Below are 14,015 nucleotides of genomic sequence, written 5' to 3'. Positions count from 1 at the left end.
CGTCAGATCCCCACGCGCCATCGCTGCTCCCCGCAAAGAGCTGCCTTGAATCAAACTTCAGGCCGTTTGGGAATCCACTTTGTCAACGCAACCTAATCACCGCTGATCGAGGCCGCTAAATGATGTCCGCCGCAATGAGACGGAGGCGGAGCCATGACCGAGATGCCCATGCGTGCGCCGTGGGGCGACGTCGCGCCGAAATTGACCGAGATCACCGATGCCGTGCTGTTCGGCGACGTCTGGCGGCGTCCGGGGCTTTCCCCGCGCGATCGCAGCCTCGTCACCGTCGCCTGCCTGATCGCGCTCTACCGCACGAACGAATTGCCCTTCCATCTCGCCAGGGCGCTCGAGAATGGCGTGACGCGCGAGGAGATCGTCGAGACGATCACGCATCTCGCCTTCTACGCGGGCTGGCCGACCGCCGGCACCGCCGTCGCGATCGCCCGTACCATCTTCGCCGATGCCGATCCGGCCACGAATTGAGGAGAAACATCATGCAGACACGCGAACTCGGCCGCAGCGGCCTTCATGTCTCGGCCATCGGCCTCGGCTGCATGGGGATCAGCTTCGGCTATGCGCACACGCTTTCGAAGGACGAGGGCGTGGCGCTGCTCCGCGCCGCGGTCGATCGTGGCGTGACCTTTTTCGACACGGCGGAAGTCTATGGGCCGTTCGCCAATGAGGAACTGGTCGGCGAGGCGCTGCGCCCGGTGCGTGAGCAGGTCGTGATCGCCACCAAGTTCGGCTTCGACATCGATTCCGCGACCGGGGAGAATCGTGGCCTCAGCAGCCGGCCCGAACGCATCCGCGCGGCGGTCGACGGCTCGCTCAAGCGGCTGGGTGTCGAGACGATCGATCTTCTCTATCAGCACCGGGTCGATCCCCAGGTGGCGATCGAGGATGTCGCGGGCACCGTCCGCGATCTCATCGCCGAAGGCAAGGTCCGGCATTTCGGCCTGTCGGAGCCGGGCGTCCAGACGCTGCGCCGCGCGCATATGGTCCAGCCGGTCGCGGCCATCCAGAACGAATATTCGCTGTGGTGGCGGGCACCCGAGACCAATGGCGTGTTCGCGGCGTGCGACGAGCTGGGCATCGGCTTCGTGCCCTACAGCCCGCTCGGCAAGGGCTTCCTCACCGGCGCGATCGGCAGGGACACCAAGCTTGCCGAGGGCGATTTCCGCGCCACCACGCCGCGTTTCGCACCGGATGCGATGGCGAAGAACCTGGCCTTCGTCGATCTTCTCACGCATGTGGCGGAGGCGAAGGGCGCCACCCCGGCGCAGATCGCGCTCGCCTGGCTGCTGGCGCAGCGGCCCTCCATCGTGCCGATCCCCGGCACGACCAAATTGCATCGGCTCGAAGAGAATATCGGCGCGACTGACGTGACGCTGACGCCGGCCGAGCTGCGCGAGATCGATGCCGCCGCGTCCGGCATCGAGGTCGCCGGCGAGCGCTATGCCCCGCAGCATATGTCGATGGTCGGCCGCGAGGCGCCGCCGGCCGAGGCCGGCGCCTGAACCGGCCACGGAAACCGATCGGGCAGGATGGGGGTATGGTCTGATCGATGAGCATCCGTCGCATATCGAGCGGATGCGGATCGCGTTATCGGGCCGGGGGCACGCCGGCTAGTCGTGTCCCTCATAATGCAGGCCCGAGAAGGTCACGCTGCCGTTGCCGGACGCGAACAAGGCGGGGCGCAGGCTCATGAATCCGCCGGCCATATTGTGGTTATAGCCGGACACTTCATAGGATACGACCTTGCGCCACGGCTTCCCCGCCGATCGAATGTAGAAGGTGGCGACGTTCCGGTCGTTGGTCATCCGTATCGACATTGTCCGCCCCTCGGCGGGGCCGGGCGGCGGATAGCCCTCTTCGTTCCCCAGCTTGTAGGTGTGGAGCTTATGGGGATCCGCGCCCAGTCCGGCGAAGAGCTTGCCGTCATAGAAAAGGAGGAGTCCGCCCTGGGCTTCACCGTCAAGCTCAAGATCGATCGTCACTTCGCAGGATCGATCGCCGGCGATGAAAGCAAGCGGCGAGGAATCCGCCGGCCCCGTCCCCTGAGCCCGGAGCGTCAGCGCACCGGCGGCGATCGTCGCCCGGTCAAGATAGCCCGGTGCGGGCGCGAAGAAGGCCAGCCGGGAGCCGAGATCGCCGGCCACGAACGGCCCCGAAAGCCTGCTGCCGGCTCCCAGATCAAGCCCACCGCGCGGAACGGGCAATGGCTTCGACAGGTCTCCCCCCGTCATGCGCGGCCAGCCGTCGGCCTCCCATATGAAAGGCTCCAGCAGCATCTGCCTGCCCAGCGTGCGAAACCCGTTCTCATAGCCGTGATAGGCCAGCCACCAGTCGCCCGCAGGCCCCTGAACGGGCGTTCCATGCCCGCGTGACCACCATGGTTCGTCGGCGCTGACGGTGCGGACGATGGGATTGCGGGGGCAATTCTCCCACGGGCCGTCGATCGACCGGGAGCGGGCCACGATCACCATATGGCTGGTGGGAGGCCCTGCCGTCCCTCCCTGGCCGGAGAACAGGTAGAACCAGCCATCATGGCGCAGCACCTTCGGCCCTTCGAGCGCGGGGGCCTCGATGATCCAGTCCTCCGGGATCGGCCAGCCGCCATAAACCTGCTCGATGGGGCCATCGCGCCGGAGCCCGTCGTCGCTGATCCGCACCCGCGCGCCGCTGTTCAGGAAGAGATAGCGCTTGCCGTCCTCGCCGACCGCGTGACCGGGATCGATATAGCCCCGGATGTCCATGTCGATGGGCTCGCTCCACGGCCCGCTCATGCTGTCCGCATGGACCACGAAGATCTTGCTCGGGATCAGCGGGCCTGCCGCGAACGTCGGATCGCCGGCGTTGAAGACCGGGATATAGATGAAATATCGGCCGCCATGCCTGGCGATATCGAGCGCCCACACCGATCCGAGCGGCTTCGTCAGCGCCGGCCCGACCGGGGTCCAGTTGACCAGATCGCGAGAATGCCAGACGATGATCGCCGGATAATATTCGAAGGACGAAAAGGTCGCCCAATAGTCGTCGCCATCCTTCAGGATGTTGGGATCGGGGCGATCGCCGGACAGCACGGGATTGAGGAACGTGCCATTGCCCAAATCCGCCCGGCGTTGACCGTCGAGACCCTGCCGCCAGCCGGTCGCTTCCGCACAGCGCGCCAAGCGCGTGTCCGCCTTCCCGGAGGCTGGAATGGCCAATCCGGCTGTTGATGCCAGGCCGACGGCAAGCACGTCGCGACGCGAATGAACCAATCTCTCTCTCCAGACCGATCGGCGGTCGAGCGCGTGTCTGGAGAAACTCCCGTCCAGCCGCAATGGGAATGCGGCCGCTTTCTCGGGTCCGCTCCGATCTTTCCGGGCGCCCCGCCGGCTGCGCACAGATTCCGCTCATCCTTTTTCGCGTCACCCCTTTGGCCTCTGACAACGGGCCGGGCGATGGCTATGATCGCGCCGGGTCACCATGAGGGGTAGGGAATGGAAACCATCGGCCGGGATTTGCGCGAGATGCAGCGCGTGCCCCTGGCGGCGTCGCATGTCGAGGCGCTGCGCGGAGCGGGGAAGGTCGCGCATTATGCGGCGGGCACCATGATCGTCCGGCCGGGCGATCCGGCCGATCGCTTCGTCTATGTCGAGGACGGCGAGATCGAGGTCGTGAATCCCTTCACCAGCGAGCGCCATGTGCCTTCGACGCTCGGGCCGACCCAGTTCATGGGGGAGATATCCTTTCTCCACGGCGGTAGCTGGACGATGCCGATGCGCGCCGCCCGCGACACGCGGGCCATCGAAGTGCCGCGGGCCGCGATGATGCGGCTGATGTCGGAAATCCCCGAGATGTCGGACATCATCATCACCGTGCTGGCCGCGCGCCGGCGGCGCCAGCTCGATGCGCGCGACGGGATGCTGGTCCTGATCGGCGAGGAGGAGGATCGCGATATCCGGCGCATCGCCGAGTTCGCCAGCCGCAACCACCTGCCTTATACGACCTACGGCACGGCGAGCCCGGAGGCCGAGCGGATTTCGGCGAGCTGCGCCATCGACGCGGGGCGGCCGGCCGTGATCTTCGGGCGGGACGAGGTCGTCGCCGATCCGACGCCGGAGAAGGTCGCGCGTCTGTTCGGCATCAATCGCGATCTTGCCGAGTGCGAGCGGTTCGACGTGCTGATCGTCGGCGGCGGGCCGGCCGGCGTGGCGGCGGGCGTCTATGCGGGGGCCGAGGGGCTGAGCGCGCTGGTCGTCGACGATATCGCGATCGGCGGGCAGGCGGGCACGTCGAGCCGCATCGAGAATTATATGGGCTTCCCGACGGGGATTTCGGGCGCCGATCTCGTCTGGCGCGGCGAGGTCCAGGCGATGAAGTTCGGCACGCGCTTCGTCGTGCCGCGCCGCGTGGTGATGCTCGAACGGCTGGAGGACGGCCAGTTCTGCGCCACCTTCGATAATGGGCAGCGCATACGGGCCGGCGCGGTGGTGGTCGCGACCGGCGTCCAGTACCGCCGGCTCCCGATCGACCGGCTCGCCGAGTTCGAGGGCGCCGGCGTCTATTATGCCGCCACGGAGAATGAGGCGCGCTTCTGCAAGGAGGCCGAGGCGATCGTCATCGGCGGCGGCAATTCGGCCGGGCAGGCCGCGATGTTCCTGAGCCGCGCGGCGAGCCATGTCCGCGTGCTGGTGCGGGGCACGTCGCTGGCCACGTCGATGTCGAGCTATCTCTCCAGCCGTCTGGAGGCGGACCCCGCCGTCACCGTGGAATATGGCGCCGAGATCGTGGCGCTGCACGGCGCGGACAAGCTCGAAACCGTCACCATCCGCAATGTGCGGGACCGGACGGAGCGCGAGATCGCCCTGTGCGCCCTGTTCGTCATGGTCGGCGCGGCGCCCAACACGGAATGGCTGTCGGGGCTGGTCGCGCTCGACGACAAGGGCTTCGTGCTGACCGGGGACGCCGCGGGCGGCGGATCGCCCTATGCGACGTCGCAGCCGGGGATATTCGCCGTGGGCGATGTCCGCGCGGGCTCTGTCAAGCGCGTGGCCTCGTCGGTGGGCGAGGGCTCCGTCGTCATCTCCAAGGTATGGGAGCATCTCAACGGCTGATCGGCCGAAAGCGCTGGTGCGGGGCTGCGTTTCGTGCAGCCCCGCCATCGTGCGGTCGCGCCCGGTATCGGCATCGTCTTGTTCGCATTTCGTTCGCGATCTATAAGGCCTCCGTGGCTGACGAAACCGTGCGGAAGATCATTCATGTCGACATGGACGCCTTCTTCGCGTCCGTCGAACAGCGCGATGATCCGGCGCTTCGCGGCAAGCCGGTGGCGGTCGGCTATCCGGCCGCGCGCGGGGTCGTGGCGGCGGCCAGCTACGAAGCGCGCCGGTTCGGCGTCCGCTCCGCCCTGCCGTCGGTGACGGCGCTCCGGCGCTGCCCGGACCTGATCTTCGTATCACCCCGCTTCGACGTCTATCGCGCGGTTTCGCAGCAGATTCATGCGATCTTCGCGGACTATACCGATCTCATCCAGCCGCTTTCGCTCGACGAAGCCTATCTCGACGTGACCGCGAACAAGCAGGGGATCGCCACCGCCTGGGCCACCGCCAAGGCGATCCGCGCGCGCATCCTCGCGGAGACCGGCCTCACGGCTTCGGCCGGCATTTCCTACAACAAGTTCTTGGCGAAGCTGGCGTCCGATCATCGCAAGCCCAACGGCCAGTTCGCAGTCACGCCCGATATGGGCGCCGCCTGGGTCGAGACATTGCCGGTGGCGCGTTTCCATGGCGTGGGGCCTGTCACGGCGCAGAAGATGAAGCGGCTCGGCATCGAGACGGGGGCCGATCTGCGCGCGAAGACGATGGCCTTCCTGACCGAGCATTTCGGAAATTCCGCCGAATGGTATCACGCGATCGCACGGGGGATCGACGAGCGCCCGGTCAACCCCAACCGCGAGCGCAAGTCGTCCGGCTCGGAGACCACCTTCAACCGCGATCTGATCGAGCCGGCCGAGATCGAGGCCGGCGTGCTGCGCATGGCGGACGATGTCTGGTCCTGGTGCGAGAAGCGGCAGGCGTTCGGGCGCACGGTGACCGTGAAGGTGAAGTTCCACGATTTCCAGATCATCACGCGCAGCCGCACGCTGTCGGGGCTGGTCGACAGCGAGGGGGCTTTGCGGGACGTCAGCCTCGGCCTGATCCGGTCCGTCTATCCGGTTCCGAAGGGCATCCGTCTGGTGGGCGTGACGGTGTCGAAATTCGAGGCCCGGCCGATCCATGAAGAGGCAGAACTGCCGCTCGCGCCCGCCTGACGATAGCTGAGCAGCGCTAGGGGCGCTCGACGCGGAACCAGTCGATATCGATCGCGCCTCCCGCCGTGGCGGCGGTGGTGTAGGTGAACAAGGCGGGGCGGGCGCCCTTCCACCACGCGAAGCGCAAGGGGGAGGGCTCGCCGAACGGTGTGAAGCGGTGTCCGCCATCGATGCTGTAGGCATAATGCGCCACCTGATCGGCACCGACGGTCACCCGGAACTCCACCGTGCGCGCGGTGAGGACCGGGCCGAGGCTTTCCTCTCCCGCCTGCGCATAAGCGAGGCGGGTGACGCCATGCTCGCGCACCGCGCCGATCCAACTCGGCCGGGCCTGGAACATCGCCAGCCCCGCGCGCTGCCCGTCCGTCATGCGCGAAAGGTCGATCCGCGTCGTCATGCGCGAAGACGGCCCCCACAGGATCTGCGTCAGCGTGTCGCGGGCCGTGACGAGATAGCGCGAGGGCAGCGCGTGAAGGCGCATCCAGCCCGGCCGCTCGGTGAGGCTCCAGCCATGATCGTCGGGGTTGTGGTTCCATTCCCATTGCAGGCCGAGCCTGGGGCCGCCGAACTCGTCGCTGTCGGCGACGCGTGCGTTCGAGACGGGCAGATCCGGCGCGGTGTGGGTCGCCACGGGTTGGCCCGAGGTTTTGCCCGCGATCGGATCGCCGATCACCGGCCAGCCATCGTGCCAGCGCACCGGCTCCAGATAGGAGATGCGGCCGAACGCCCCGGTGCTGTTGAAGTGCAGGAACCAGCCCTGACCCGATGGCGTCTCGACATAGCCGCCCTGATGCGGCCCCTCGATCGCCGTCGAGCCCTGCTCCAGCACGGTGCGATGCTCGTAGGGGCCGGTGATGCTCCGCGATCGCAGCACGGTCTGCGCGCCCTTCTCGACGCCCCCGAAGGGCGCGAAGATATAATACCAGCCATCGCGCTTGTAGAGCTTCGGCCCCTCCAGAATCGGGAGCGCCTGCCGGTCCTCGACGATGGTCTTCCCTTCGTCGAGCACATGGGTGCCGTCCGGGCTCATGCGGTGGAGGATGAGCGGCCCGGCGCCGAGGCGCGAATGGACCAGCCAGGCTGTGCCGTCGTCGTCCCAGAAGGGGCAGGGGTCTTCGTAGCCGGGGCCGGCCAGCACCTGCACGGGCTTGCTCCACGGCCCCCCGGGGTGCTTGGCGGTGGCCATGAAGATGCCTTCGTCGGGCGTCGGCCAGTAGACGTAGAACAGCCCGTCATGGAAGCGGATCGAGGGCGCCCACACCCCGCCGGCATAGCGTAGCCCCGCGCCGACGGGCTTCGACGTCGCGTCGGTGAGCGTGAAGGGCGGCACCATGTTATAGGCCGGCGCGAAGGGAAGGCGCGGCAGGACATGGCCGACGATCGACCAGTGGACGAGATCGGTGGACTTCAGCACCGGAATGCCCGGCGAGAAATGGAAGCTGGAAGCGACGAGATAATAAGCGTCGCCCGCGCGGATCACGTCCGGGTCCGAATAGTCCGCGAACAGCACGGGATTGTGGAAGACGGGCGGGGCAGGCGGCTGCGCCGCGCCGAGCAGCAAGGCGGGGAGGAGCGCTATCATGCGGCGCGGGCCTTGGCGGCCTGGTTCGGGCTGTTCGTCGGCACTGTGTCGCTCCTCTCCTTGGGGAGGGCGGCTTGCGCGCCCCTGCGCCCGTCGATTCGAATCTCGCCGGCCGAAAGGCCAGCATTCGCCGGGAATGGCGGACTATTCCGCATGGTTTCGCCCTCTCCGCCGGCGTCGATCTCAATGACGGTTGCATAAGCGCGTTCGTCGGAATACACGAGCATCAACTGTGCCAGCGCTAGACACAGAGTCAGAGAGGAAATCCTGATGACCCGCCAGACCCGCCTTAACTTGCGTTCGACCGTATTTGGTAGCGCTCCCATTGCGCTTCTGCTGCTGTCCGCGACAGCCCATGCCCAGGTGACGCAGGCGGCGAGCGAAGCCCCGCCCGCCGACACCGCCTCCGCCCAGCCGGGCACGGACGCGACGCAGGCGATCGTGGTGACGGGCTCGCGCCTCACCTCGCGCGGCTTCGCGGCGCCCACGCCGGTGACGGTGATCGATCAGCAGGAGGCCAAGCTCTCCGGCACGCAGAATATCGAGACGCTGCTCGGCAGTTCGCCGCAGTTCGTCGGCTCGCAGCTCACCGGCCCGACCGCGAACACCGTACCCGGCGGCATCGCGACGCTCAACCTGCGCGGCTTCGGCGACCAGCGGAACCTCGTGCTGGTCAACGGCCGCCGCTTCACCATCTCCGGCCCGAACCAGACGACCGACATCAACACCATCCCCGTCGCGCTCATCAAGCGGACCGAGGTGGTGACCGGCGGTTCGTCGGCGGTCTACGGGTCGGACGCGATCACCGGCGTCGTCAACTTCATCCTGCGCGACGATTTCCAGGGCGTCGAGGTCAGCGGCCAGAACACGGTCGATCAGCATACGGTGACGCCGACCTACACCTTCGATGTTACCGCTGGCACCAACTTCGCAGGCGGCAAGGGCAACATCACCGCTTCGTTCAACTATCTGAACCGCGGAGGCTACACCGCGGGCGATCGGGGCGGCTGGGCGGCCAACACGCTGGCGGACGGCTGCGTCACCGCCGACTCCTTCAGCCGCAGCCATGCCGGCACGCCGCTCGCGGTTCCCGGCGGCTCGACCTGCCTCGCGGCCGGCGGACGCCCCGGCCTCGTGCTGAGCGGCAGCGGCACCATCCCCAACACGCGCATCGCGGGCATCCCGACGGTCGGCACGGCGAGCAACTCGCCGGGGCTCAACGCCGCGCTGATCGCCGCCGGGCTTTCGGGCATGACCTCGCGCGGCATCACCTTCGACGACGCCGGCACGGTGGCGCGGCCCGCGGTCACGCCGGGGGATGACTATAATCTCGCGCCCGATGCCTATCTGATCGTCCCGCAGCGTCGCCTGCTGGGCAATCTCTTCGCGCATTATGATTTCTCGGATGCGGCGACGGTCTACACCGAGGGCAGCATCAGCAACAACAAGGTGCGCGCGCGCCTTGCCCCGACCGGGGTGAGCGGCAATTTCCTCGTCAACACCGACAATCCCTATCTCTCGCCGCAGCTTCAGGCGGTGCTCAACCAGCTTGATCTGAGCGAGAACGGCACCACCACCGTCACCAACGGCACCAGCACGCTTTCCACCACGCGCGGGGACGGGCTGGCGGTGCTCAACATCAATCGCCGCCTGACCGACGTGGGGGACCGCGTCGCGCAATCCGACATCGACGCCTATCGCGGCCTGATCGGCGTGCGCGGGCAGATCGGCAGCGTGTCCGAGCATTTCCTGCGCGATCTGCATTATGACGTCTATTACAGCTACGCCCGCACCAACGAGACGGACACCACCGGCGGCGCCGTCTCGCTGAGCGCGTTCCAGAACGGCCTGCTCTCGCAGAACGGCGCGGCGCCGCTGCTCAACATCTTCGGGCAGAATCTGTCGTCGGAAGGCGCGGCCTCGCTGGCCGTGGACACCACCAACGTCACCCACGCCACGCAGCAGGTGGCGGCGGCGAGCCTCACCGGCGTGCTGTTCGAGATGCCGGCCGGCCCGGTTGACTTCAACACCGGCGTCGAGTGGCGCCGCGATTTCGCGAGCTTCTCGCCGGATCCGGTGCTGGCCTCGGGCGACATCTCGGGCTTCAACGCCGCCAAGCCCACCTCCGGCCACGAGACCGCGCGCGAAGTCTATGGCGAGGTGCGCGTGCCGCTGCTGGCGGACATGAGCTTCGTGAAGCGGCTGAACATCAATGGTGCCTTCCGCTACTCCAACTATGACCTGAAGGGCGTGGGCGGCGTCTGGACCTATTCGGGCGGCGCCGAATATGCGCCGACCAGCGACATCACCTTCCGCGGCCAGTATCAGCACTCGATCCGCGCGCCCAATGTCGGCGAGCTGTTCGGCGGCCAGACGACCAGCGGCCCGTCGCTGACCGATCCCTGCTCCAGCCGCCAGCCGGTGGCGCAGCAGACGGACGCCGTGCGCAACGTCTGCGTCGCGACCGGTGTGCCGGCCGATCAGGTGTTCGGCGCCAACGTCCAGCCCAACCAGTTCATCAACGCGGTGACCGGCGGCAATCCCAATGTCGGGCCGGAAAAGTCGAACACCAAGACGGTGGGCATCGTCCTGACGCCGCGCTTCCTGCACGGCTTCGCGTTCAGCGCCGACTATTTCAACATCGACCTGAAGGGCGCCATCGCGCCGCTGGGCGGCAGCCCGGCGAACGTGCTCAACCTCTGCTATAACGTCATCCAGAGCGCCGACAGCCCGTTCTGCCAGGCGATCCATCGCGATCCGATCAACGGGCAGATCACCGCCCCCAGCTACATCACCGCGACCAACGCCAACACCGGTGCGCTCAAGACCTCGGGCGTGGATTTCGAGGGCAGCTACAACTTCAACACCTCGGTCGGCCATTTCGAGCTGGGGACGGACCTGACCTGGACGCGCAGCTTCACCAGCGTGCCGGTGCAGGCGCTGCCCAACATCAAGAACCGCTGCGTCGGCTCCTTCGGCCAGACCTGCGGCCAGCCGATCCCCGAATGGAAGGGCGTGACCCGCCTGACCTGGAAGGACGGCCCGCTGACGCTCAGCCTGCGCCATCGCTTCATCGGCGCGGTGACGGTCGACACCTATGTGCTGCCCAAGCGCTCGGGTGGCACGGCGCCGAGCAAGGCGTCGCTCACCAACCCGACGATCCCGACGCAGAATTATTTCGACCTGTCCTCCGCGCTGGAGATCAAGCACGGGATCGAGTTCACGGCGGGCGTCACCAACATCGCCGACAAGAACCCGCCGATCGTGGGCACGCCGGCGCCGTCCGACAACACCTTCGCGGCGACCTACGACATCGCCGGCCGCACCTTCTTCATCGGGCTTTCGGTGAAATACTGATCCCCTCGTCCCTAGGGGACTGGGCGCGGCATCCGATCGGGTGCCGCGCCTTTTTCATGTCAGAGGGTCTTCGAGACGAGATCGTCGAAGCGGCTGTCCTCGATCCTGTGACTGCCGAAATGGCGGAAGCCGCGCACCCGATCGAGCGAGAAGGCGGGTGCCCCCGTCGGCACGCGCAGGCGGAAGAAATCCGCGTCCTCGACACTCTCCAGCCGGAAGGCGGGGCGCGGATCGGCGGCGGCCACCGCCACCTCGACATGGCTCATCTCGACGTTGCGCGCGTCGCGGATGAAGAAGCCGGTGGCGGGCAGATCGCCGAACATGTTGGGCTCGGGATAGGCCAGCTCCGCCAGCGGGGGCACGCGATGTGCCATCGCCTCGGGCGCGCCGCCGCGCTGCTCGACGAAGACGTTGCTGATCTTCACATCCTCGATCGGATGGCCGGGAAGCCCTGCGATGATCGAGGGCAGCCAGCCCGCGCCCGAACTCGTCACATTGTCGATCAGGATGCGCCGCATCGATCCGATCGGCCGCCCGGCCGGCCCGCGCATCCGCCGCCCTAACCGCAGGAAGAGCGGCGAACTGAAGCTCCCCCGCATCGCGATGTTGGAGATGGTGACATCCTCGAACACCGCGCCGTCCACCGTCTCCAGCGCGAGGCCCTGGCTGTCGTCGAACACGCAGTTGGTGACGGTGATGTTACGGAAGCCGCCGTTGGATTCCGTCCCGAATTTGATGCGGCCATGCACGGTCGGCGCAAAAGAGGGCGGCATCTTGCGCCAGCTCCCGTCGATCAGCGAGCCGATCTCGTAATTGCCGGTGACGAAGCAGTTGGAGATGGTGAGGTTCTCGGTCGCGCGCGGCTCGCCCAGCGCATAGCTGCTCTTCGGGCAGATGCCGTCGTCATAGGGCGAATTGACCGTGCAGTTGGTGATCCTGACGTTTCGGCAGCAATCGATGTCCATGCCGTCGCGGGTGGTGTCGATCAGCAGATTGTCGATGGTGAGGTTATCCACCCCCGTCGCGAGGATGGCGAACCAGCCGCAGGCCAGCATCTTCAGATCGCGCAGCAGCACGTTGCGGCAATTCTTGAGCGCGATCGCCTTGTTGCCCGTGCCGGGGCCGTTGGGGTCGGAGAGATAGGCATCCTTGCCGTCGCCACGCCCCAGCCCCTTGCCCCAGATCAGGCCGGAGCCGGTGATGGCAATGTCATGCAGGCCTTCGCCCCAGATCAGGCTGTTGCGCCAGTGATTGTGCCCGAAATCCTGGAAGGGCTCGATGGCCGGGTCTTGCGGCTCGGCGAGGTCGTAGCCGCCACGCCCGTTCGTGGGGGCGGGAGCGGCGAGGAGGGTGGCGGCGCCGTCGAGATGGAGCGTGATGCGGCTTTTCAGGCGGATGGAGTGGCAGGCATAGGTGCCCGGCGGGAAATAGATGGTGCCGCCGCCGCTCGCCGCCGCCCGCTCGATCGCGCGGTTGACGGCGGGGGTGTCGAGCGTATGGCCGTCGCCGGTCGCGCCGAAATGGCGGACGTCGTACCAGCCGGGCGCCGGGCCGGACGGGGCTGGCGCGGCTGCGGCGGCCGGGGCTATGGAGGCGGCGGACAGGAAGCCGATGCCTCCCGTCAACGCGGATCGCCGGTCGAGCGTCATAGGCTGCATCCCCTCATGGCTGATCTATCTTGCCAACGCTGGCACTTGCCCATCTTCGTGAGCTTCTGCAAGATGGCGACATGAATGGGAAATCCGCCGACGTTCGACGCGCCGCCACCATTGCCGATGTCGCGAGGGAAGCGGACGTCTCGATACGGACGGTTTCGCGCGTCCTCAACAATTCCCCCAAGGTCGGCAAGGAAACCCGCGAGACCATCGAGCGGACGATCGAGCGCCTCGGCTTCCGGCGATCGTTGCGGGCGCGGGCGCTGGCGTCGGGGCGATCCTTCCTGCTCGGCGTCGTGCAGGGCGATCATAACGCCCATGTCATCGGCCTCTTCCAGCAGGGCATCGTCGAAATCTGCTCGGAGGCGGGTTATGAGTTGCTCGTCCACCCCGCCACGGCGCAAGACCCGGATCTGACGTCGAACATCGAGGATTTCGTCCAGCGGACCCGCATCGACGGGCTGGTGCTGTTGCCGCCCCTGTCGGAGCTGCCGTCGATCCCGCGCACGCTCCGGCGGCTGGGGGTAGCGGCGGTCGGCATCGCGGCGGTGCGCGTGCCGGGCTATCCGGCGATGCTGGTCAGCGCCGAGCGGACCGCCGCCAACGAGATGGCGCGCTATCTGGTCGGGCTCGGCCATCGCCGGATCGGCATGATTACCGGCCCGATGCAGTTCTATTCGGCCAGCGAGCGCGAGCAGGGCTTCCACGAGGGGCTGGCCGCTACAGGCATCGCCATGCCCGCCGCCTATGTGCGGGAGGGCGACTATGGCTTCGAAAGCGGCCTCGCCGCCGCCGAGGCGCTGCTGAGCCTGCCCGAGCCGCCGACCGCGATCTTCGCCGGCAACGACATCATGGCGGCCGCCTTGCTCAAGGTGGCGCAGGGGCGGGGGCTGTCGGTGCCGGACGACCTGTCGGTGGCGGGCTTCGACGACAGCGACATCGCATCCATGATCTCGCCCGCGCTCACCACCATCCGCCGCCCGGTGCTGGAGATGGCGCGCGAGGCGACCGAGCGGGTGATCGCGCTCCTCGACGGGGAGGAGGACCGGTTGCCCGATTATTCCGTGGGGCTCGAAGTCATCGTCCGCCAGTCGACCGCGCCGCCACGCGCGGGCTGAGCCGG

10 protein-coding genes are annotated in these 14,015 nt (G+C 67.4%); 6 read left to right on the top strand and 4 right to left on the bottom strand.

Going from position 1 to position 14,015, the window contains the following annotated elements; all coding sequences use genetic code 11:
* Window positions 1-153 precede the first annotated feature (153 nt).
* Window positions 154-483, top strand: a complete 330-nt coding sequence (locus FHS98_RS06320) for a carboxymuconolactone decarboxylase family protein (protein WP_167101659.1) — start codon at window positions 154-156, stop codon at window positions 481-483.
* Between the two features lie 11 nt (window positions 484-494).
* On the top strand, window positions 495-1,517 hold the full coding sequence (locus tag FHS98_RS06315) for an aldo/keto reductase (protein ID WP_167101656.1): 1,023 nt from the start codon (window positions 495-497) through the stop codon (window positions 1,515-1,517).
* Between the two features lie 108 nt (window positions 1,518-1,625).
* On the opposite strand, the gene FHS98_RS06310 is transcribed toward FHS98_RS06315, so the two are convergent.
* Window positions 1,626-3,263 carry a family 43 glycosylhydrolase gene (locus FHS98_RS06310; RefSeq protein ID WP_167101653.1) on the bottom strand — a complete coding sequence of 546 codons (1,638 nt, stop codon included), beginning with the start codon at window positions 3,261-3,263 and terminating at the stop codon, window positions 1,626-1,628.
* 222 nt (window positions 3,264-3,485) lie between these two features.
* Between FHS98_RS06310 and FHS98_RS06305 the strand changes: the two genes are divergently transcribed.
* Together FHS98_RS06305 and dinB are read left to right on the top strand one after the other, a co-directional pair.
* Window positions 3,486-5,102, top strand: coding sequence for an FAD-dependent oxidoreductase (locus FHS98_RS06305; RefSeq protein WP_167101650.1), 1,617 nt, complete (start codon window positions 3,486-3,488; stop codon window positions 5,100-5,102).
* Between the two features lie 113 nt (window positions 5,103-5,215).
* Window positions 5,216-6,298, top strand: coding sequence for a DNA polymerase IV (dinB, locus tag FHS98_RS06300; protein WP_167101647.1), 1,083 nt, complete (start codon window positions 5,216-5,218; stop codon window positions 6,296-6,298).
* A 16-nt stretch (window positions 6,299-6,314) separates the two neighbouring features.
* On the opposite strand, the gene FHS98_RS06295 is transcribed toward dinB, so the two are convergent.
* Together FHS98_RS06295 and FHS98_RS06290 are read right to left on the bottom strand one after the other, a co-directional pair.
* A complete protein-coding gene (locus FHS98_RS06295) occupies window positions 6,315-7,880 on the bottom strand; it encodes a glycoside hydrolase family 43 protein (RefSeq protein ID WP_167101643.1) in 1,566 nt (521 codons plus the stop codon).
* The gene (locus tag FHS98_RS06290) at window positions 7,877-8,110 is read right to left on the bottom strand and encodes a hypothetical protein (RefSeq protein ID WP_167101639.1); all 234 of its coding nucleotides are present in this window, start codon (window positions 8,108-8,110) and stop codon (window positions 7,877-7,879) included. Before FHS98_RS06290 ends, FHS98_RS06295 begins: the two co-directional genes overlap by 4 nt.
* A gap of 40 nt (window positions 8,111-8,150) precedes the next feature.
* Between FHS98_RS06290 and FHS98_RS06285 the strand changes: the two genes are divergently transcribed.
* Entirely contained in the window at window positions 8,151-11,237 is a 3,087-nt protein-coding gene (locus FHS98_RS06285) for a TonB-dependent receptor domain-containing protein (RefSeq protein ID WP_167101636.1), read from the top strand.
* 59 nt (window positions 11,238-11,296) lie between these two features.
* Here FHS98_RS06285 and FHS98_RS06280 read toward each other — a convergent pair whose 3' ends face one another.
* Window positions 11,297-12,886 (bottom strand): rhamnogalacturonidase, encoded by a 1,590-nt coding sequence (locus FHS98_RS06280; RefSeq protein ID WP_167101633.1) that lies wholly within the window; start codon window positions 12,884-12,886, stop codon window positions 11,297-11,299.
* Window positions 12,887-12,966: 80 nt separating this feature from the next.
* Here FHS98_RS06280 and FHS98_RS06275 point away from each other — a divergent pair, with 80 nt between their 5' ends.
* Entirely contained in the window at window positions 12,967-14,010 is a 1,044-nt protein-coding gene (locus FHS98_RS06275) for a LacI family DNA-binding transcriptional regulator (RefSeq protein ID WP_167101630.1), read from the top strand.
* Window positions 14,011-14,015: the final 5 nt, after the last annotated feature.

The sequence above is a fragment of the Sphingomonas oligoaromativorans genome (assembly GCF_011762195.1).
Lineage (GTDB): Bacteria > Pseudomonadota > Alphaproteobacteria > Sphingomonadales > Sphingomonadaceae > Solisphingomonas > Solisphingomonas oligoaromativorans.
Note: the sequence above shows the minus strand (reverse complement) of the source record. Positions and strands in the feature narration are given on the sequence as shown.